Consider the following 19,629-nt stretch of genomic DNA (forward strand, 5'->3'; position numbering starts at 1 on the left):
GTTGTTTTGGTTGCTTGCCATCCTTTGCATACGTTAAACGCTGTTTGATGCTGGTATGGTCTGACTCTTCTGGGGTGTTAGCCATTTTGGCTCTAATGGGGTTTAAATCGACATACGCCATACAGGCCGCAAGGGCTGCTTCATCTAATAATGCTTGAGACGTAAATCGTCCCTCCCAAAAACGGCCAGTGCAGTTATCTTCTTTATTTGCTCTGCGAGCAATGTTTTCATTTAACAACCGCATAAACCAGCTAATACTTGATAAGCGCTCGCGGTATTGTTTTACTGTTTGATTAAAAAAGATAAGTTCAGCTTTACTTAGCTTTTCACCCTGTATGTATTTTTGCGTAAGTACAGTGCCTTTACACAGCTTGTGCCAGCGAATAACAATCGCTTTATCATTTAGCCTATTCGCTTTTTTATCATCAACATACAGCACTAAATGGGTGTGATTACTCATAACAGCATAAGCACATACATCAATACAAAACACTTTGGCTAACTCGAGCAGTTTATCTTCAACCCAGCCTCTACGATGCTCGTAGGATTGACCTGTAAAGTGGTCTTCCCCACATAAAAATGCACGGCGTACGCAACGTGATATGCAATGGTAGTACTTTGTATCAACCAAACTTACTTGGCGCTTTCTTGCAATTGCCATAAGACACCCTGCTTATTTTTCACACTGATAAAAGCCTAGTACTTAGTTCACTAAACTGCAAAAAATAGGATGGGTATCACTGTTATCGTTGGTTTTTAGTTACTTTAAATAATTGCGAAAATGTAAAACCACCTACCGCGCCTGCAAGCAGTTGAGCATAAAAACCCCAGCCTCTTGCGCCCGCTATAATATGAATATTCATAATTGATTCAATGGCAATTAACACAATAGCAAATGCCACAATGCCAGCAATAACAAATAACTGAGTACTGTATTTTTGAACCTTTTTATTAAGCTTTGCGGTAACAAAAAAAGCGATGGCAAGTGCTACGGCAATAATAGCGCCGTAGGTAGGTAATAGGCCTAACCAATCATCAAGCGTTAAACTAGCACGATCACTAAAGCCCACCACTACACCTACATTAACTAATTGATTGACAACGTATTGGCTATGAAACAAGCTAGCTAGTGTGAATGTAAGTAACCAAGAAACTAAAAATGAAGGCAATACACGTGTTAAAAACGACATGGTTATCTCAACTTAAAATAAAGCTTTTTTCTTATACTGGCCATGCTAGCAAAGGCTTGCCCGGTAAACAATGTATCTCTTTTTTTACTCTGCTTTCGCTTTGTGCGTTTTCTGTTAATGCAAGCGCTGCGCTCCCAAAGGAGCAATACAGTACAAAAACACTGGCTACGCAATTACAGTCTCCGTGGAGCATGGTTGAACTACCAAACGGCACATGGCTAATTACAGAGCGTGATGGTCACGTAGTTATAGTTAAAAACAATGCGCAATCAAGAGTAAAATTAAACCTAACAGGTTTATACGTTGCAGGCCAAGGTGGTTTACTCGACATTGTATTATCGCCAGATTATAACAACTCCAAAGAAATTATTTTTACTTATGCCCAAGGTGATGCAAGCGCAAACAGGCTTGTTGTTGCCAAAGCCACGTTTAATGGCACTGACTTTTCAAAGCCTAACGTTATTTATAAAGTAGCGACTGATAAAAACACACCGCAACATTACGCAGGACGCGCCCTTGTCCTACCCGACAATACATTATTAGTTTCAACGGGCGATGGGTTTGACTTTAGAGAGCAAGCACAAGTTATCACCAGCCAACTTGGTAAAATATTACGTATAAACCTAGATGGCACCATTCCAACAGATAACCCATTTATTAATCATAAAAACCTAAATGCACATGCTGTCTACTCACTTGGTCATCGTAACCCTCAAGGCTTAGTTTATGATTACGATACGTAGCAAATTGTTAGCAACGAACACGGCCCTGCAGGCGGCGACGAGCTAAACTATTTAACCGCTGGCACTAATTACGGCTGGCCGGTAATCACCTATGGCAAAGATTACTCGCAAGCGCGTATTTCACCCTTTACCGAATATAAAGGCATGCAAAAACCAAGTGTTAATTGGACGCCATCAATAGCGCCATCAGGCATGGCGTATTACGGCTCTAAACATGCAGCTTTTCCCTCGTTACAGCAACATGTGCTTATCACTACCCTTGTTGATAAAAAGCTCTACAGCGTTAATCTGGTAAGTGGTGAATTTACCCAGTCTCACGTATTTCCTAAGGCCACAGGCAGGTTAAGAGATGTATTTATAACTGATAAAGGTAACGTCGCGGTATTAATGGATGGAAAAAATGCAGAGCTGATGTTAGTGAAGCCAAATTAGTTCACAAAGAGAGTTAAGGCGCTTCGCTTTTAGAGGATAATAGCGGCTTTAGGGAACCGCTTTAATCACTCACAATCAGACAATGGCTCACTAATTGTGAGTGTATGAGTACCAAAATTTAATATAGCTTGGTATTTTCTAAAAAATGGAGAGCCTAATAATCCATATATTGTATTGCCACCACCAGCAGCCTGTACATGGTCTCGGTTTAGTGATAAAAACTGTGTACTTTCATACAACTGGCCTGCCAATTCAAATTTTAAAACGTCTAGTGAAAGCTAGGAAGTCCAACGAAAGCTGGTAGTGATCATAAATTCAATGGTGCGAGATAGTGTCATGTGGGATCCTAAAATCGTTTGAAATTAGGAATTGACACCATAGTCACTTGTTATGTGTATATTGCACTCAAGGCCAAGTTCTACAACTTAAAGAGTTACCACCTTTATCAAAACCCCAAGCAATTATGATTTCCGTTTTAGGATCAACATCGTAATAAATAAGACATTTACCGACATAGTCTTTAATACTGTAATTCGGTAATACTTCTTGCCTGCTAAAATGGTATCTCAAAAAACCAGTATCTAATGTTGTAATATTGGTTAACCCTTCGCCTGCGATTAAATAATCCGATCTTATCAACTCACCAGCATCGGGTGATTTAGAAAGCTTTTGATTATTTATATTCTCACCAATATTCATATTCAGATATCTCTGATAGTCCTTATGACCGACAGTGCAACCCTAAAGGAAAAATAAAAGGAGAATATTAGCAATTATTTTCTTAAATTGTTCAAACACTGGAATATTGCACCATATAGATTTATACACATAACGCTTACATAAGCGGAAAATTATAGTTGGCTACAATGTTTGAGGAACGAAAAACAGCCAACTGTAATTTTTCCATTTAATGTTCTTGTTAGGTATTCTTTAACCTTTTTAGTTGCTTAACACCCAAGAATGTACCAATAGGAATAAATAAAAGCCATAAATACGCGAAGTATTTGCAATAAATAACAAACAACTTGGAGCTATGATTTTTATTCAATAACCAAACACTGATAATTAAACCGATTAAAGCCGGAATTATTTGTATAAGTGAAAGCACGATGCCTGTAGATAAATGACCTGCTACTAATTTAGGATCATTTGTAGATAATTCTAAGAATGCGGAATATAAACCTGAAAAGAAGTTAAATAATGATAAGAGTAAAAAGCATTGTAAAACGATACTTATAAATTTTAATAGATTAAACAAACTCGAACCTTCCCTGAATACCTAACAACTTTGTATCCAACATTTGTAGCTTTATAAACCGACAAATGTCCAAGTATTACAAAGATTCTAATTTAACCAGCTAATAAGCACTTGTAAACAAATAGTTAGCCGGTATTTAAGTTTCCTTGATGTAGAAATACCCCAAAATGGTAGAGATCAGTAATATCGGACAAAAAAGTAATGAGCCATAAAATAGGTGTAAGCGATATTATTAATAAGATAACTTACATTTTTCTCTAAGCTTTTGCCTTTAACCTAAAACAAAAAAGCCGCTGTTCATTGCAAACAGCGGCTTTCGTCTTAAGATTTACAAGCTTAAAGCTTGCTTAACTTAAACTTAAACTTGATTTTTATTGTTTACCAATTACTTCAAGTCCACCCATGTATGGGCGTAAAACCTCTGGCACAACAACTGTACCATCGGCTTGTTGGTAGTTTTCTAGGATGGCTACTAGTGTACGGCCAACGGCTAAGCCTGAACCATTTAGTGTATGTAGTAACTCTGGCTTTTTAACACCTTCACGGCGAAAACGTGCTTGCATACGACGCGCCTGAAAGTCAGCCATGTTTGAACATGATGAAATTTCGCGGTATGTGTCTTGCGCAGGTAACCATACTTCTAAATCGTATGTTTTAGCTGAGCCAAAGCCCATGTCGCCCATACATAAAATTACTTTACGGTACGGAAGTTCAAGCGCTTGTAGTATTTGCTCTGCGTGACCTGTTAACTCTTCAAGCGTTGCCATTGAGTCTTCTGGTTTTACAAGCTGTACTAGTTCAACTTTATCAAACTGGTGTTGACGAATTAAGCCACGTGTATCGCGACCATAGCTGCCTGCTTCACTTCTAAAGCACGGAGTGTGAGCAACTAAGCGAATTGGTAAATCGCTTTCGTCGTAAATTTCGTCGCGGGCGCTGTTTGTAAGCGGTACTTCAGCTGTAGGGATTAAGCTAAAGCCGGCTTGTTGTTCGCCGTCGTCATTTACAAGGCCTAATGTGTGGAATAAATCGCCCGCAAATTTAGGTAATTGGCTTGTGCCGTAAAGGCTTGCGCTATTTACTAAGTACGGTACATACATTTCTGTGTAGCCGTTTTTGTCTGCGTGTGTATCTAGCATAAATTGCGTTAGTGCACGGTGCATACGCGCTACTTGGCCACGCATTACAGTAAAGCGTGCGCCACTAATTTTAACGCCCATTTCAAAGTCTAAGCCGTTTAGATCTTGACCTACATCTACGTGGTCTTTTACTTCAAAATCGAATTTCTTAGGGGTGCCCCACGTTAAAATTTCAACGTTGTCGTCCTCGTCTTTACCCGCCGGTACTGACTCGTCTGGCAAGTTTGGAATTGCTAAAGCAATGTCGTTAATAGCGGCTAATACTTCATCTTGCTCTGTTTTAGCGGCGTCTAGCTCACTGCCTAAGTTAGCCACTGCATCAAGTAGTGGCTGTGCGTCTTCGCCTTTAGCTTTGGCTTGACCAATTGCTTTTGCGCTTGCATTACGTTGACTTTGAAGTTCTTGCGTTTTTACTTGTAATGTTTTGCGTTTTTCTTCAAGTGCCGTTACCGTCGCTACATCGAGTTCGTAACCGCGCGCCGCTAAACGTGCTGCAGTTTGTTCGATGTCTTGACGTAAAAATTTAGAATCTAACATGTTAGTTTTTTAACCTTTTTGCATTACTAGCTGAAGGCCCAGCCAAGCCATAAAAATACACACCATCACGTTTAGGATGATATTGAGGGCCATTTTAATAAAGTGACCTTGTTGTAATAACAACAACGAGTCCATTGAGAATGTTGAAAAGGTGGTTAATGCACCTAAAAAGCCAATACCGATAAGAGTTTTGACGGGGCTGGCGGTGATAATTTCTTTATCTATCAAACCGTACAAAATGCCCATTAACAATGAACCCAGAATATTAACCGTCAACGTGCCAAAAGGGAATCCCCTACCGAGGAGTTTTAGCATGCTTTCGCTAATAAAAAACCGTAAACACGCACCTGAGGCGCCGCCAAGGGCGATCATCATATAAAGTTTAATCATTTTCGTATCGTTTAAGTGGGCTTTGCGCATCGCGCTCTTTTAGGTAATCGAGTTTTTGTTTAATTTTTTGCTCAAGTCCGCGCTCGCTCGGTAAGTAATATTCTTTGCCGTCCATTTCTGGTGGTAAGTATTTTTCACCTGCGGCAAATGCACCTTCTTCATTGTGCGCATAACGATACTCAGCACCATACCCTAAGTCTTTCATTAAGTTAGTTGGCGCATTACGTAAATGCTCTGGCACTGGGTAACTTGGCTCGTTTTGAGCATCTGCTTTGGCTTGATTAAACGCCATATACACTGCATTACTTTTAGGTGCGCTGGCTAAATATAGAGTGGCTTGTGCAATAGCGCGCTCACCCTCGCTTGGGCCAACACGTTGGAATATATCCCACGCATTTAAGGCCACTTCCATCGCGCGCGGATCGGCGTTACCTATATCCTCTGTTGCAATGGCAAGTAAACGCCTTGCTACATACAAAGGGTCGCCACCACCGGCTAAAATTCGGCAATACCAATACAGCGCACCATCGGGAGAGCTACCACGTACTGATTTATGAAAGGCTGATATTAAATCGTAAAATTCATCGCCGCCTTTATCGTATTTAGCTAAATGAGTAGGTAAAACTTGGCTAAGTACGTGCTCGTCTACGTTGTATTGACCGTTTTTCTCGGTTGTTAAATCAACCGCTTGTTCAAGTAAATTAAGTACTTTACGCGCATCGCCGCCACTTGCTTGGCATAGTGCCTTTTTAGCGTTGTCGGCAATAGTGATGTGTTTTTGGCTTAGCTGCTCGTCTTGTTTAAGTGCGCGCTCTATTACGGTGTATAAGTCGGTATCGGCAAGCGATTTTAAAACATACACACGTGCACGCGACAATATAGCGTTGTTAAGGGCAAACGATGGGTTTTCGGTGGTTGCACCTACAAATATAAAGGTGCCGTCTTCTATGTGCGGTAAAAACGCATCTTGTTGGGATTTATTAAAGCGATGAACCTCGTCAACAAACATAAGGGTGCGTTGGCCACGGCTTTCTAGGTTATCGCGCGCTTGCGTTACGCTGTCACGTATATCTTTTACGCCTGCGGTTACCGCCGACATTTGTATAAGTGAGGCATCAGCATGGTTGGCAATTATTTGCGCAAGTGTTGTTTTACCTACACCCGGCGGGCCCCATAAAATTAAACTATGGCATCGCCCCGCGACAATGGCTTGATGCAGTGGTTTATCAGCACTTAATAAGTGTTGCTGACCAATGTACTCGTCAAGCGTTGTGGGGCGCATACGCGCGGCAAGTGGGCGTACATCGGGCCCAAAATTAAATCCTAAATTACTCACCGTTACTCTGATCGTCTATTTCAACACCTTCAGGAGGCGTAAATTCAAAAGTGCTTTTATCAAGCGGCGTATTAACTTGGGCATTGTTAAACGTAAATGACGATAGCTGCCCTGAGTTGTCGGTAACGACTAGTTTAGCAAGGCCTTGCTCGTTACCCGCAAACGCTATATCAAGTTGTTCTACTTGGCTTTCTACGCCTTTATTTGGCGTTACGCTAAAGCCTGTACTTGTTGCAAGTACGCTGTATTTTTCCCACTGTACTGGGTCTTTAGATGTAAGCAATACAAACGGTGTCGAGTCGATCAAGCTGCTGGTTTTCATAATCGTTACTTGCTCAGCAAAGCTGTCGAAGTAATAGGTTTTATCGCCGTTTGATACAAATAACGTATCGTCTGGATTAGTTTGCTGCCAGCGAATCATCATAGGCTGTTGAAGCGCTATTGTGCCCTCGCCTTGCATAACAGCTTGGCCTTCTTTGTCTGTTACTTTTTGTGCAAACTGCGCTTTAAAGCTTTTTAAAGTAGCAAGTCTGTCTTGTAATGCTTGGCTGTCATCAGCAAAGCTTGGTGCGGCAAGTACGCTGCCTAACACTAATAATAAGGCGTTAAATTTTTTCATTAATTTGCTCCATTAGGTACTAATACATCGCGAGCGCCGTTATGACCTGGTGAACTCACGATACCCGATGTTTCCATTTGTTCTACTAAACGTGCTGCGCGGTTATAGCCAACACGCAGTTTACGTTGCACTGACGATACTGATACCTTGCCGGTTTCAATTACAAACGATACGGCTTCGTCGTATAACGGATCGTTCTCTTCGTCTGCATTTTCGCTTGCTTCACCTGGCAATAAAATATCTTCACTGGCATCACCATTGAGTATTTCATCAACGTAATTTGGCTTAGCACGCGCTTTCCAATCGTTTACAACGGCATGTACTTCGTGATCGTCTACAAACGCGCCATGTACACGCTCTGGTACGCTAGTGCCTGGTGGTAAATAAAGCATATCGCCCATACCTAGTAAGTTTTCTGCGCCTTGTTGGTCAAGTATGGTACGCGAGTCTATTTTACTTGATACCTGAAACGCCATACGTGTTGGTATATTTGCTTTAATTAAACCTGTTATTACATCTACCGAAGGGCGCTGCGTTGCCAGTATTAAATGAATACCTGCCGCACGTGCTTTTTGGGCTATGCGGGCAATCAGCTCTTCTACTTTTTTACCAACAATCATCATCATGTCGGCAAATTCGTCTATTACTACAACAATACTTGGTAACTTACCAAGTTCTTCCGGGCCTTCTTTCATGCCATCGGTGTCTTTAAATAATGGATCAAGAATCGGGTAACCCGCTTCATTGGCTTCAAGCACTTTTTGGTTGTAACCTTTTAAGTTACGCACACCCAATGCTGACATTAATTTATAACGACGTTCCATTTCGCCCACACACCAACGCAGTGCGTTAGCGGCTTCTTTCATGTCGGTGACTACTTCACACAATAAATGCGGAATGCCTTCGTATACTGATAGCTCAAGCATTTTAGGGTCAATCATGATCATACGTACATCGTCAGGGCCCGATTTGTAAAGCAAGCTTACTATCATGACATTAACGCCCACTGATTTACCTGAACCAGTTGTACCGGCTACCAATAAATGTGGCATTTTACCTAAATCAGCACATACCGGCTGACCCGCAATGTCTTTACCTAGCACCATGGTAAGTGGCGATGGATTTTGCTCAAATTTAGGCGCGTTTATTACTTCTGACAAACGTACTATTTCGCGATGTTTATTAGGAAGCTCAATACCCACATATGTTTTACCCGGTATAACTTCTACAACACGCACACTAATTGCCGAAAGCGAACGGGCTAAATCTTTAGCTAAACCTGTAATTTTAGATACTTTAATGCCGGGCGCTAAATCCAGCTCAAAGCGAGTAACAACAGGGCCTGGGTATACCGCTACAACTTTAGCTTGTACGTTAAAGTCGAGTAGTTTTGTCTCTACTAGGCGCGATACTGTATCGAGTTCTTCTTGCGAAATTGGGTTTTTAGCTTTGTCCGGTCTGTCGAGTAAATCGAGCGACGGTAATGGCCCCGGTGGTGGTTCTTGCGTTAATAATTGCTCAAACTTTTCTTTAGCCGTTGGCGGTGGTTGATATTGCGCTTTTGATTTAGGCATTGGTCTTGCTGGCGATACCACCGTTGTAACTGGTTTTTCTGGCTCTACAACTGGGCTTTGGTCAAGCGCGTTTAGCGCAGCGGCCGTGTCCATTGGTTCGTCGTCTATGGCGCTAAAGCCAATTTCTTGATCGAGTATGTCGTCAAGCTCGTCAAACGGCATAAAATCGTCACTAATTTGTGGCTCATTAAACGGTGTTTGCGGTTTATTAATTGCTTTTTGTTTATCTGCCTTTTTAGCTGATGTAGGCAGCTCTATTTGCTCTTTTATATCGTCTTCAAAATGGGCGTCTACTTCATCGTGATTATTTGCTTTGCCCGCAGCGTGTTCTCGGTGCATCCAACCTTTTGCGTACGATACAATAAAGCGATAAAACCTAACCATTAAATCGCCAAGGTAATCTACAAAATCAACCCACGATACACCCGTTAATAAGGTAAGCCCGGCAAAAAAGAAACACAGCAATAATATAGATGTACCGGTAAAGTTAAACGCAGGCATCATGGCTGATGCAATAACATCGCCCACTACCCCACCAGAGGAAAAGTTATAAATATCGTCAAAATTGATACTACTAATAGCGGTAGCTGAGGTAATAAATAAAGCAAAACCAATAACACGCAGCGCTAAGGTGGTGTAATCAAGCTGTAAAATGCGGTGAGGTTGTTTAAATAGCAAGTAGCCAAATAGCTGAATGGCCGCTGGCACTAAGTAAGCCAACCAACCAAAGGTGAGTAATAAAATGTCGGCTATCCATGCACCGGCTGCTCCTGTGATGTTGCTTACTTCGCTAAAACTAGTTTGCGACCATGCAGCATCTGCTGGATCAAAGCTGATCAAGGCACATAAAATAAATATTGCCGTAAAGGTGCTGATAATCAGCCCTGTTTCTAATAGTCTTTGCACACCGTTTAGGCGCATAGTTCCCTATTCCTCTTTATTATTCTATTTTTATTCACACTTACTTAGCAGTGAAATACCTTAGCAGGAAATGCAATTTGTTGCACTTTATCTTAACCTTGATGGCCTGATTATGAACAAGTTTTTATAATTTGAGCTTATATAAGCAAATGACGCAGCTAATATAAATAACCTTAAGTAATATAAGGACGAATAATTACGCCTTCTTCACCTTTTACTTCTTCCATTACTACATAAGTTCGGCTTTCACTAACGTTAGGCAATTTTAATAATATGTCACCTAATACACCACGGTATTCTGACATATCATTTACGCGCGTTTTAAGTAAAAAATCAAAATTACCCGATACTAAATGACATTCGATAATTTCTTCGTGCTTTTTAACGGCCGCACTAAACTCATCAAATACGTCGGGAGATGTTTTAGTAATTGTTACTTCTACATACACCGATAAACCTTGCCCAAGCTTAGCTGGATCGACCACTGCTTTATAGCCAAGTATGTAGCCTTCTCGTTCTAGCTTTTTCACTCGCTCCAGACAGGGCGTGGCGCTTAGGCCAACTCGTCTGGCCAGTTCAACGTTTGAAAGGCGTCCATCGTGCTGTAATTCCATTAAAATTTTACGGTCAATTCTATCTAATAACTGATGCATAGTGCCAACTAGTTTTTTATGCTGTTTATTTTTGTTATATAGATGATAACACTAGATTTGACTTTAAAAAAGGTGAGACACACGGGCTTATGATGAATATAATAGTGAAAAATGTTAATCCGTTCTTAATAAGGCAAATGATATGATTATTGGTGTTCCTAAAGAAATTAAAAACCATGAATACCGTGTAGGTATGGTTCCTGCGAGTGTTCGTGAATTAGTAAACCACGGTCATCAAGTGATTGTAGAAACTGATGCAGGCATGGGTATTGGTTTTACTAACGAAGATTACACGCTAGCGGGTGCTGAAATTTTAGCAACTGCTGCTGACGTTTTCGCTAAAGCAGACATGATTGTAAAAGTAAAAGAGCCACAAGCTGTTGAACGTGCAATGCTACGTGAAGACCAAATTCTTTTCACTTACTTACACCTTGCACCTGATCTTCCACAAACTGAAGACCTTGTAAAAAGCAAAGCTATTTGTATTGCATACGAAACTGTAACTGACTCTCGCGGTGGTTTACCGCTTCTTGCTCCTATGAGCGAAGTTGCTGGTCGTATGTCTATTCAAGCTGGTGCACAAGCGCTTGAAAAATCTAACCACGGTCGTGGCATGCTACTAGGTGGCGTACCAGGCGTTGAAGCAGCTAAAGTTGTTATCATTGGCGGCGGCATGGTTGGTCGTAGTGCAGCGCAAATGGCTGTTGGTCTTGGTGCTGAAGTTGTCGTTCTTGACCGTAACATCGACGTATTACGTGCACTAGACGCGCAATTTGGTAATAAAGTTAAAGCTATTTACTCAACTGCTGATGCTCTAGAAAAACACGTACTAGAAGCTGATTTAGTAATTGGTGGCGTACTAATCCCAGGTGCAGCTGCACCTAAACTAGTAACTGCTGAGCACATTAAAGCAATGAAACCTGGTTCTGCAATTGTTGACGTTGCAATCGACCAAGGTGGCTGTATTGCTACTTCTAAAGCAACTACGCATGCTGATCCTACTTTCATCGTTGATGAAGTTGTTCACTACTGTGTTGCTAACATGCCAGGTGCTGTTCCACGCACATCTACGTTTGCACTTAACAATGCAACATTGCCTTTCATCATTAACCTTGCAAACAAAGGTTATAAAAAGGCGCTACTAGATGACGCTCACTTCTTAAAAGGCTTAAACGTAATTAAAGGCCAAGTAACTTACAAAGAAGTAGCAGAAGCGTTCAACATGGAATATGTTGACCCACGCACAGCGGTAGAAAACGCATAATTTAGCGTTTTGTAGTTAGGTTGGTATTAAGTAATGTAGCTACCTAACTACAACCCATAAAAAAAGCAGCTAATTAGCTGCTTTTTTTATATTTAAATTTCAGATTTATATAAACTTACTTTAGATAAAATGGTTTAGATAAAACGCTTAATTATAAAATCTACTTTTACGCGCTTAGCTTGGCCAAGTAGTTTTTTAACTGGCTGCGGATAATCATCCATCGTTTCTAAATCATCTGGGCCTGTTAAACGTCGGCAGTGTTGTAAAATTTCCTGCTTTTCGTTATCAATAGCATCCATAATTGTTTGCTCTGGATCTTCTATTAAAATACCGTTTTCGATATCAAGACCCCATGCACGCGGATTTAAGTTATGCCCGCTCAGTAAATGCTTTGTTCTATCTGAACAAATACCTTTTAAATGAAACGAATTGCTTTCATCTTTCCACAGGTACACATTTAAATTACCGTTATCGATATGACGCTTTTGCGTTTTTACAAATTTATGCAAAATAGTTTCGTATAAATAAGGTAATGCCCCTATTTTACTAAACGGCTCGCTTGGCGGTAAATAAAAGTCATTTGCTGTTTTATCGCCTACAACAATAGTCACTTGCTTGCCTTGCTTTAATAATCGGCGCAGTGATCGCATAAGCGGTGCCGGAAAATTGAAGTATGGCGTATACAACACAAGCTCTTGCTCTGTTGTATCAAATAACGCTTTTATTAAACGATTTAACTCGTTATTGCGACGCCCAAGCCCTAAAAACAAGCGAATACCTAATGCTTGCGTATTTAGCTGCTCTGCTGCGTTATAACTTGCGACTTTTAAATCACGCATTAATTGCTTTTGATCAAGCTTAAAGTCGTGCAAACGCTTAAGCGGTCGAGTGTCTATGCGCGGTACAGCATCTGAACTAAGCAGCTTAGTCTCAATAAAATCAACCACCGAGTCACACAGTTCGCTCTGCGTTATTAAAAAGTAGCGATCGAGTCTGTAGCGTTCGTTATGCTGCAAGTACACGTTATTTAAACTTGCGCCGCTGTAAAGTAAGGTGTCGTCAATTACAAAACCTTTTAAATGCAATACGCCAAATAATTCTTTAGCTTTTACAGGTACGCCATAAACTTGTACGTTCGATTTAAACTTTTCTAAATCGTCACAATATAAACTTGCGTTACCGTCTGACTTATCAGCGCCAATTAATCCACGTTGCGCACGATGAAAATCCACCAGCACTTTTACCTCAAGTGCGGGGTTTGCCAATGACACACGATGCAGCGCTTCTAAAATTTCGCGACCTGCTTCGTCATCTTGTAAATACAACGCAGTAATATAAATTCGTTTTTTTGCGTTCGCTATCAAGCGTAGCAATTGCGTTCGGTAATCTTGCGCATTGGTTAAGACGTTAACGTCTTTTGAAGTCAACCCGAATGCGGGTTTTTCCTGCCAAAATAACATAGTTGCCTATTTGCTTAGGTCACATAATCTATCAGTGACAAATAAAATTAGGTAAAACATAACAAAAAAATTCAAAGGGGTCATGAAATAACGCTGTTTTGTTGCCTGTTAGTCTATTTATTGAGCTACTTAGGCATTTTAACTGTAAAAGCACAGAGCTCTAGTACACAATACTGCACAGCTTTTCGATTTGATAAAAAAAATAATCGCGGATTTTGTTTACATCTGCCTTGTTTTTCTTAGAATCGAGCGCATTAAAGACCGTATTAAACGTTTAGGAAAAAATAATGACTGAAGCAAAACATTGTAAGCTACTAATTTTAGGCTCTGGCCCAGCTGGTTATACTGCCGCAGTATATGCAGCACGTGCAAATTTAAACCCTGTTTTAATTACAGGCATTCAACAAGGTGGCCAATTAACAACCACAACTGAAGTTGAAAACTGGCCTGGTGATGCACACGGTTTAACAGGTCCTGCGTTAATGGATCGTATGAAAGAGCACGCTGAGCGCTTTGAAACTGAAATCATATTCGATCACATCAATAAAGTAGATGTATCTAAGCGCCCTTTCACACTAACTGGCGACCAAGGTACTTACACATGTGATGCATTAATCATTGCAACCGGTGCGTCTGCTAAATACTTAGGCCTAGAGTCTGAAACTAACTTCCAAGGCCGTGGTGTTTCGGCATGTGCTACGTGTGACGGTTTTTTCTATAAAGGTCAAAAAGTAGCGGTTGTTGGTGGTGGTAATACAGCGGTTGAAGAAGCGCTTTACTTATCTAACATTGCTGACGAAGTACATGTTATTCATCGTCGTGATAGTTTCCGCAGTGAAAAAATACTTGCTGATCGCCTTGCTGAAAAAGCAGCAAACGGTAACGTTGTAATGCATTACAACCGCACGCTGGACGAAGTATTAGGCGACCAAATGGGCGTAACCGGCGTTCGTATTAAAGATGCACACTCTGATGCAACTGAAGAGCTCGATTTAGCCGGCGTATTTATTGCTATTGGCCACAAGCCAAATACTGATATGTTTGTTGGTCAACTAGAAATGAAAGATGGCTACTTAGTTGTAGAGTCAGGCCTTCACGGTAACGCGACTCAAACAAGCGTAGAAGGCGTTTTTGCTGCAGGTGATGTGTCAGACCACATTTACCGTCAAGCAATCACATCAGCAGGTACAGGCTGTATGGCTGCCCTTGATGCAGAGCGTTTCTTAGATAATTTATAAGCAATTAAATAAATTATTATAGGGCTGATTATTCAGCCCTTTTTTTATGCCTAAAATATAGTTACACTTTTAAGATCAATTATAAAATAAGTACTGTATGAGAAATCAGCTATACCAATTAAGCGAAAACGATATAGCATTCCCCAATCCGGAATACGCATTAGAATCCCCTGATGGCTTGTTAGCAATTGGCGGAGATTTGAGTTTACCTCGCCTAAGTAATGCCTACAAAAGCGGAGTATTCCCTTGGTTTAGTGAAGATGAGCCTATTATGTGGTGGTCTCCCAGCGAGCGAGGCATTTTTGAGCTTAATGATTTTCATATAAGTAAGAGCCTGCGTAAGCATTTAAAAAAGCACCCTGTAAGAGTAACCATTAATAATGCCTTTGAAGAGGTGATAGAAGCCTGTCGCGATCAACGCCTTGATACCGATGGCACCTGGATCACCTCTGACATGCTCGACGCTTACGTTAATGCACACAATGCTGGCATTGCACATAGTTTAGAGGTGTGGAGTAACGGAGAGCTCGCAGGTGGCTTATACGGCATTATGCAAAATGGTGTTTTTTGTGGCGAGTCGATGTTTCATCATCAAACCAATTGCTCTAAGCTTGCTATGTGGGCACTGGTAAATTGGCTTAAACGCCATAATGCACATTTTATTGATTGCCAGTTAGAAAACCCTTATTTAATGACCCTAGGTGCAAAAGTAATCCCCCGTTCCACATTTTTGACTAAACTAAAAGCTGCACATAACTATACTGTTAACCCTATTATGTGGGAGCCACAAGAACTTGACGCAATCTATGAATGAGCAACTTCCTGCACGTGTTGGTTTAACCCAAGAGTTTGACTGTAGTTATTTACCCAACAGACAAGAGCAACTTTTAGTTATTCTTGATCCCAGTTGCTACAGCACCGATAAATTTGAGTCATTATTAGGCTTGGGATTTCGTCGCAGTGGTAACCAAATATACCGTCCACACTGCCCAATATGCAGCGCATGTAGTTCTTTACGTGTATTAGCACAAGACTTTATGCCCTCAAAATCGCAAAAACGTAAACTAAACAAAGCAAAAACACAGTTTGAGGTAAAATATTCAACGCAAGAGCGACCTGAGTACTATCCACTTTATAGCAAGTACATAACGATGCGCCATCAGGATGGAAGTATGTATCCTCCTGAAAAAGAACAGTTTCAAAGTTTTTTGCTTTGTAGTTGGCTCAAGATCACATTTATTGAACTGTGGCACCAAGATACTTTAGTCGCGGTTGCCGTAACTGATTGTATGAATAGCGCTATTTCTGCAATTTATACCTTTTTTGATCCCGACTTTGAACATTATAGCTTAGGCTCTGTGATGATATTAGAGCAGCTAAAGTTTGCTAAAGAGCAAAATAAGCAATACGTGTACTTGGGCTATCAAATTGATGAATGCGACAAAATGAAGTACAAAACTCAGTTTTTACCTGCTCAAAAACAGCTCAATGATGAGTGGGTGGCTATTTAATTTGCAAATATAGCCCCTGCGCCTTTACTTATTGGAGTATTTTGGGCAAAATCTGCAGCGTTTAACTATTAAAGAGGTGTTACGCTAAACATGGCGAAAGAAGACGTAATCGAAATGCAAGGGACAGTCCTTGATACTTTACCAAATACAATGTTCCGAGTTGAGCTAGAAAATGGTCACGTAGTTGTGGCTCATATTTCAGGCAAAATGCGCAAAAACTATATCCGTATTTTAACCGGCGATAAAGTAACGGTAGAAATGACTCCTTACGATTTATCAAAGGGTCGTATCGTATTCCGTGCTCGCTAAGTAAGTGCGTAAACGAGATTTAGTTTTTGGCTAGTGTTTTACTAGCTTTAAGCGTTTATTAAATGTAATTGATAGACATTGACTAGCAATTACATTTAATAAACAAAAAGCCCAGTTTTTGCTGGGTTTTTTGTTGCCTATAAAAAGGGCAAAAAAATGGCCCGCTATTATGTAGCGGGCCATTTTATTTAACTAAATTATTTAATTAACGTTTTACGCTGGTGTTAAATTACTCTCGTAATCAAAGCGAATCTTCTTATCTTTAACCGATACTTTAACCGTACCGCCATCAACAAGTTCACCAAACAGTATTTCGTTAGCTAATTGCTTTTTAAGCTCTTCTTGAATAACACGTGCCATTGGACGTGCACCCATTGCTTTATCGTAGCCTTTATCTGCCAACCACTCACGTGCTTTAGACGTAAGCTCAAGGTTAACTGATTTTTTATCAAGCTGCGCTTGCAGTTCCACAATAAATTTATCAACCACCAGTAAAATAACTTCACGTTCAAGGTGATTAAACCAAATGATGTTATCTAAACGGTTTCTAAATTCGGGTGAAAATACTTTATTAATTGCACCCATTGCATCGTGCGTATGATCTTGCTCTGTAAAACCAATCGACTTACGGGTGGTTTCTTGTACGCCCGCATTGGTAGTCATTACAACCACTACATTTCTAAAGTCAGCTTTACGGCCGTTATTATCGGTTAACGTACCGTGATCCATAACCTGTAGCAAAATGTTGTAAATGTCTGGATGCGCTTTTTCAATCTCATCTAAAAGTACAACAGCATGTGGATTTTTAATAACTGCTTCTGTTAATAAACCACCTTGCTCAAAACCAACATACCCTGGTGGAGCACCAATTAATCGACTAATTGCATGGCGTTCTACATATTCCGACATATCAAAACGAATAAACTCAACACCCATACATTTAGCAAGTTGCTTAGTTACTTCTGTTTTACCCACACCGGTAGGCCCTGCAAACAAAAACGAACCTACTGGCTTTTCTTCGCTCGATAAACCAGAGCGAGATAAGCGAATAGCTGATGTAAGTGCGTCAATAGATTGATCTTGCCCAAACACGAGCATTTTAAGGTTACGGTCTAAGTTTTTAAGCGTTTCTTTATCTGTCGACGAGACGCTTTGCGCTGGGATACGTGCCATTTTAGATATAATTAGTTCTATATCTGCCACGCCAATGGTTTTTTTACGTTTAGAGCTAGGTTGCAGACGCTGGCTTGCACCGGCTTCATCAATTACATCAATTGCTTTATCTGGCAAGTGGCGCTCATTAATGTATTTAGCACTGAGTTCTGCAGCTGCTTTTAGTGCTTTTTGAGTGTAACGAATGCCATGATGCTCTTCGTAACGCTCTTTTAAGCCGTTTAATATTTTAGTGGTATCGGCAACACTTGGCTCAAGTACATCAATTTTTTGAAAGCGACGTACTAATGCACGATCTTTCTCAAAAATATTTTTATACTCGTTGTAAGTTGTTGAACCCATACAACGTAGCTTACCACTTGAAAGGAGTGGTTTAAGCAAGTTTGATGCGTCCATAACACCACCAGACGCCGCGCCGGCACCGATTATGGTATGTATTTCATCAATAAATAAAATAGAGCCTGGCTCAGCTTGCAGCTCTTTTAGTAAGCTTTTAAAGCGCTTTTCAAAGTCGCCGCGGTATTTAGTACCCGCAAGCAATGCACCCATATCTAGCGAGTACACAACAGCATCTGCAATTACTTCTGGTACTTGCTTATTAACAATGCGATACGCAAGGCCTTCAGCAATTGCTGTTTTACCAACGCCCGCTTCACCAACAAGTAATGGATTATTCTTTTTACGACGACACAATACTTGTACCGTGCGCTCTACTTCGCTGTCGCGTCCGATCAGTGGATCAATGTTACCTTCACGAGCTTGAACGTTTAAGTTAGTTGTAAAGCTGTCTAGCTTGCTTGCTTCTTCATTTTGAACTTCTTGCACTTCATCATGAATATCGTCGCTGTCGTTGCCTAATTCATCATCTGCTTTAGAAATACCATGCGAAATAAAGTTAACGATGTCTAAACGCGATACATCATGCTTTTTAAGTAAATATACAGCTTGGCTTTCTTGCTCAGAAAAAATAGCAACTAGCACATTCACGCCAGTGACTTCATTTTTACCTGACGATTGCACATGGAACACAGCGCGTTGTAATACACGTTGAAAGCCAAGTGTTGGCTGAGTTTCACGCTCTTCTTCTAAATCTGGAATGACGGGTGTTGTTTCGTCAATAAATTCTAATAATTCGGTTTTTAAACCAGAAATATTAACACCACACGCGTTTAGGGCTTCTCCTGCAGAAGGATTATCTAACAGCGCAAGTAAAAGGTGCTCTACGGTCATAAACTCATGACGGCGAGTGCGCGCTTCACGAAACGCGGCATTTAATGTGAGTTCTAAGTCTTTGTTTAGCATTGGCAACCCCTTACTGAGATAATAATTTATACCACAACAATCGGATGTTTGATCACCCTAATTGGTATTTATACCAATTGTATTAAATTGGTATTTATTCCTGCTCACAACTACAAAGCAGTGGATGCTCGTTATCACGCGCGTAGCGGTTAACTTGTTCAGCTTTGGTGTGGGCTACGTCGGCGCTGTAAACACCACATATACCCTTACCTTTTTCATGAACCTGAAGCATCACGTCGGTTGCTCTATCGCTATCCATATTAAAAAACGTCGTTAAAACTTCTATTACAAAGTCCATCGGCGTGTAGTCGTCGTTATTTAAAACAACTTTATATTTTCGCGGCGGCTGTAGCTTTTGCTTTTCGCTGTCGCGAACTGTATCGATAACACCTGAATCTTTCATACCACTCATAATTAAATATAGTCTTGTCTTTGTAACTCAAGCAAACTTGAATAAAAAATAAATAAAATGTTAAAAAAATAACTCAAAACACTTGACTGGTTGGCTAAATAAACTACAGTCAAACGTAGATTGATTAAACCTTAGTCAGTCTAGCAAATAATACAATTTAGAATAACT

General features: G+C 40.5%; 17 protein-coding genes and 1 pseudogene. 6 read left to right on the forward strand and 12 right to left on the reverse strand.

Annotated features, from left to right (window positions below; all coding sequences use genetic code 11):
* On the reverse strand, positions 1 to 661 hold a 661-nt coding region (locus I6F43_RS10705; RefSeq protein WP_197102212.1), incomplete at its 3' end, for a transposase.
* An 82-nt stretch (positions 662 to 743) separates the two neighbouring features.
* Complete coding sequence (locus I6F43_RS10710) at positions 744 to 1,190, reverse strand: hypothetical protein (RefSeq protein ID WP_197102213.1); 447 nt, start codon at positions 1,188 to 1,190, stop codon at positions 744 to 746.
* Between I6F43_RS10710 and I6F43_RS10715 the strand changes: the two are divergent.
* Positions 1,175 to 2,365 (forward strand): annotated as a pseudogene (locus I6F43_RS10715) (PQQ-dependent sugar dehydrogenase). The gene I6F43_RS10710 and the pseudogene I6F43_RS10715 sit on opposite strands and share 16 nt — an antisense overlap.
* A 405-nt stretch (positions 2,366 to 2,770) precedes the next feature.
* On the opposite strand, the gene I6F43_RS10720 reads toward I6F43_RS10715, so the two are convergent.
* From I6F43_RS10720 to lrp, 7 genes are all read right to left on the reverse strand, one after another.
* Positions 2,771 to 3,064 (reverse strand): hypothetical protein, encoded by a 294-nt coding sequence (locus I6F43_RS10720; protein ID WP_197102215.1) that lies wholly within the window; start codon positions 3,062 to 3,064, stop codon positions 2,771 to 2,773.
* A gap of 930 nt (positions 3,065 to 3,994) precedes the next feature.
* Entirely contained in the window at positions 3,995 to 5,299 is a 1,305-nt protein-coding gene (serS, locus tag I6F43_RS10725) for a serine--tRNA ligase (protein WP_002962971.1), read from the reverse strand.
* A gap of 9 nt (positions 5,300 to 5,308) precedes the next feature.
* On the reverse strand, positions 5,309 to 5,689 hold the full coding sequence (gene crcB / locus I6F43_RS10730) for a fluoride efflux transporter CrcB (protein ID WP_024590323.1): 381 nt from the start codon (positions 5,687 to 5,689) through the stop codon (positions 5,309 to 5,311).
* Positions 5,682 to 7,025: a replication-associated recombination protein A gene (locus I6F43_RS10735; protein WP_101217384.1), complete on the reverse strand. Its 1,344-nt coding sequence runs from the start codon at positions 7,023 to 7,025 to the stop codon at positions 5,682 to 5,684. The genes crcB and I6F43_RS10735 overlap by 8 nt, the downstream gene beginning before the upstream one ends.
* Positions 7,018 to 7,644, reverse strand: coding sequence for an outer membrane lipoprotein chaperone LolA (gene lolA / locus I6F43_RS10740; protein ID WP_197102217.1), 627 nt, complete (start codon positions 7,642 to 7,644; stop codon positions 7,018 to 7,020). The genes I6F43_RS10735 and lolA overlap by 8 nt, the downstream gene beginning before the upstream one ends.
* Entirely contained in the window at positions 7,644 to 10,139 is a 2,496-nt protein-coding gene (locus I6F43_RS10745; RefSeq protein ID WP_024607615.1) for a DNA translocase FtsK, read from the reverse strand. Before I6F43_RS10745 ends, lolA begins: the two co-directional genes overlap by 1 nt.
* Before the next feature lie 173 nt (positions 10,140 to 10,312).
* Positions 10,313 to 10,792 (reverse strand): leucine-responsive transcriptional regulator Lrp, encoded by a 480-nt coding sequence (gene lrp, locus I6F43_RS10750; protein ID WP_007582985.1) that lies wholly within the window; start codon positions 10,790 to 10,792, stop codon positions 10,313 to 10,315.
* A 142-nt stretch (positions 10,793 to 10,934) separates the two neighbouring features.
* Here lrp and ald point away from each other — a divergent pair, with 142 nt between their 5' ends.
* A complete protein-coding gene (ald, locus tag I6F43_RS10755) occupies positions 10,935 to 12,056 on the forward strand; it encodes an alanine dehydrogenase (RefSeq protein ID WP_010552621.1) in 1,122 nt (373 codons plus the stop codon).
* Between the two features lie 134 nt (positions 12,057 to 12,190).
* On the opposite strand, the gene pssA is transcribed toward ald, so the two are convergent.
* The gene (gene pssA, locus I6F43_RS10760) at positions 12,191 to 13,516 is read right to left on the reverse strand and encodes a CDP-diacylglycerol--serine O-phosphatidyltransferase (protein ID WP_197102219.1); all 1,326 of its coding nucleotides are present in this window, start codon (positions 13,514 to 13,516) and stop codon (positions 12,191 to 12,193) included.
* Between the two features lie 287 nt (positions 13,517 to 13,803).
* On the opposite strand from pssA, the gene trxB reads away from it, so the two are divergent.
* The 4 genes from trxB to infA all read left to right on the forward strand — a co-directional run bounded on the left by trxB (position 13,804) and on the right by infA (position 16,574).
* Positions 13,804 to 14,754 (forward strand): thioredoxin-disulfide reductase, encoded by a 951-nt coding sequence (gene trxB / locus I6F43_RS10765; RefSeq protein ID WP_008168643.1) that lies wholly within the window; start codon positions 13,804 to 13,806, stop codon positions 14,752 to 14,754.
* 97 nt (positions 14,755 to 14,851) lie between these two features.
* Positions 14,852 to 15,568, forward strand: a complete 717-nt coding sequence (aat, locus tag I6F43_RS10770) for a leucyl/phenylalanyl-tRNA--protein transferase (protein ID WP_024594164.1) — start codon at positions 14,852 to 14,854, stop codon at positions 15,566 to 15,568.
* Positions 15,561 to 16,265 carry an arginyltransferase gene (locus I6F43_RS10775; protein ID WP_197102439.1) on the forward strand — a complete coding sequence of 235 codons (705 nt, stop codon included), beginning with the start codon at positions 15,561 to 15,563 and terminating at the stop codon, positions 16,263 to 16,265. The genes aat and I6F43_RS10775 overlap by 8 nt, the downstream gene beginning before the upstream one ends.
* A 90-nt stretch (positions 16,266 to 16,355) precedes the next feature.
* Positions 16,356 to 16,574, forward strand: coding sequence for a translation initiation factor IF-1 (gene infA, locus I6F43_RS10780; protein WP_002962494.1), 219 nt, complete (start codon positions 16,356 to 16,358; stop codon positions 16,572 to 16,574).
* A gap of 213 nt (positions 16,575 to 16,787) precedes the next feature.
* On the opposite strand, the gene clpA is transcribed toward infA, so the two are convergent.
* Both clpA and clpS read right to left on the reverse strand, forming a co-directional pair.
* Positions 16,788 to 19,049, reverse strand: a complete 2,262-nt coding sequence (gene clpA, locus I6F43_RS10785) for an ATP-dependent Clp protease ATP-binding subunit ClpA (RefSeq protein ID WP_007585108.1) — start codon at positions 19,047 to 19,049, stop codon at positions 16,788 to 16,790.
* Positions 19,050 to 19,143: 94 nt separating this feature from the next.
* A complete protein-coding gene (gene clpS, locus I6F43_RS10790) occupies positions 19,144 to 19,452 on the reverse strand; it encodes an ATP-dependent Clp protease adapter ClpS (RefSeq protein WP_007585109.1) in 309 nt (102 codons plus the stop codon).
* Positions 19,453 to 19,629: the final 177 nt, after the last annotated feature.

It is taken from the genome of Pseudoalteromonas sp. NZS71_1 (assembly GCF_015864305.1).
Taxonomy (GTDB): domain Bacteria; phylum Pseudomonadota; class Gammaproteobacteria; order Enterobacterales; family Alteromonadaceae; genus Pseudoalteromonas; species Pseudoalteromonas arctica.

What these genes read in the sequence shown, in the direction of transcription:
- I6F43_RS10710 (WP_197102213.1), bottom strand. Translation starts at nt 1,190, where the DNA reads ATGTCGTTTTTAACACGTGTATTGCCTTCATTTTTAGTTTCTTGGTTA.
- I6F43_RS10720 (WP_197102215.1), bottom strand. Translation starts at nt 3,064, where the DNA reads ATGAATATTGGTGAGAATATAAATAATCAAAAGCTTTCTAAATCACCC.
- serS (WP_002962971.1), bottom strand. Translation starts at nt 5,299, where the DNA reads ATGTTAGATTCTAAATTTTTACGTCAAGACATCGAACAAACTGCAGCA.
- crcB (WP_024590323.1), bottom strand. Translation starts at nt 5,689, where the DNA reads ATGATTAAACTTTATATGATGATCGCCCTTGGCGGCGCCTCAGGTGCG.
- lolA (WP_197102217.1), bottom strand. Translation starts at nt 7,644, where the DNA reads ATGAAAAAATTTAACGCCTTATTATTAGTGTTAGGCAGCGTACTTGCC.
- I6F43_RS10745 (WP_024607615.1), bottom strand. Translation starts at nt 10,139, where the DNA reads ATGCGCCTAAACGGTGTGCAAAGACTATTAGAAACAGGGCTGATTATC.
- lrp (WP_007582985.1), bottom strand. Translation starts at nt 10,792, where the DNA reads ATGCATCAGTTATTAGATAGAATTGACCGTAAAATTTTAATGGAATTA.
- ald (WP_010552621.1), top strand. Translation starts at nt 10,935, where the DNA reads ATGATTATTGGTGTTCCTAAAGAAATTAAAAACCATGAATACCGTGTA.
- pssA (WP_197102219.1), bottom strand. Translation starts at nt 13,516, where the DNA reads ATGTTATTTTGGCAGGAAAAACCCGCATTCGGGTTGACTTCAAAAGAC.
- trxB (WP_008168643.1), top strand. Translation starts at nt 13,804, where the DNA reads ATGACTGAAGCAAAACATTGTAAGCTACTAATTTTAGGCTCTGGCCCA.
- aat (WP_024594164.1), top strand. Translation starts at nt 14,852, where the DNA reads ATGAGAAATCAGCTATACCAATTAAGCGAAAACGATATAGCATTCCCC.
- I6F43_RS10775 (WP_197102439.1), top strand. Translation starts at nt 15,561, where the DNA reads ATGAATGAGCAACTTCCTGCACGTGTTGGTTTAACCCAAGAGTTTGAC.
- infA (WP_002962494.1), top strand. Translation starts at nt 16,356, where the DNA reads ATGGCGAAAGAAGACGTAATCGAAATGCAAGGGACAGTCCTTGATACT.
- clpA (WP_007585108.1), bottom strand. Translation starts at nt 19,049, where the DNA reads ATGCTAAACAAAGACTTAGAACTCACATTAAATGCCGCGTTTCGTGAA.
- clpS (WP_007585109.1), bottom strand. Translation starts at nt 19,452, where the DNA reads ATGAAAGATTCAGGTGTTATCGATACAGTTCGCGACAGCGAAAAGCAA.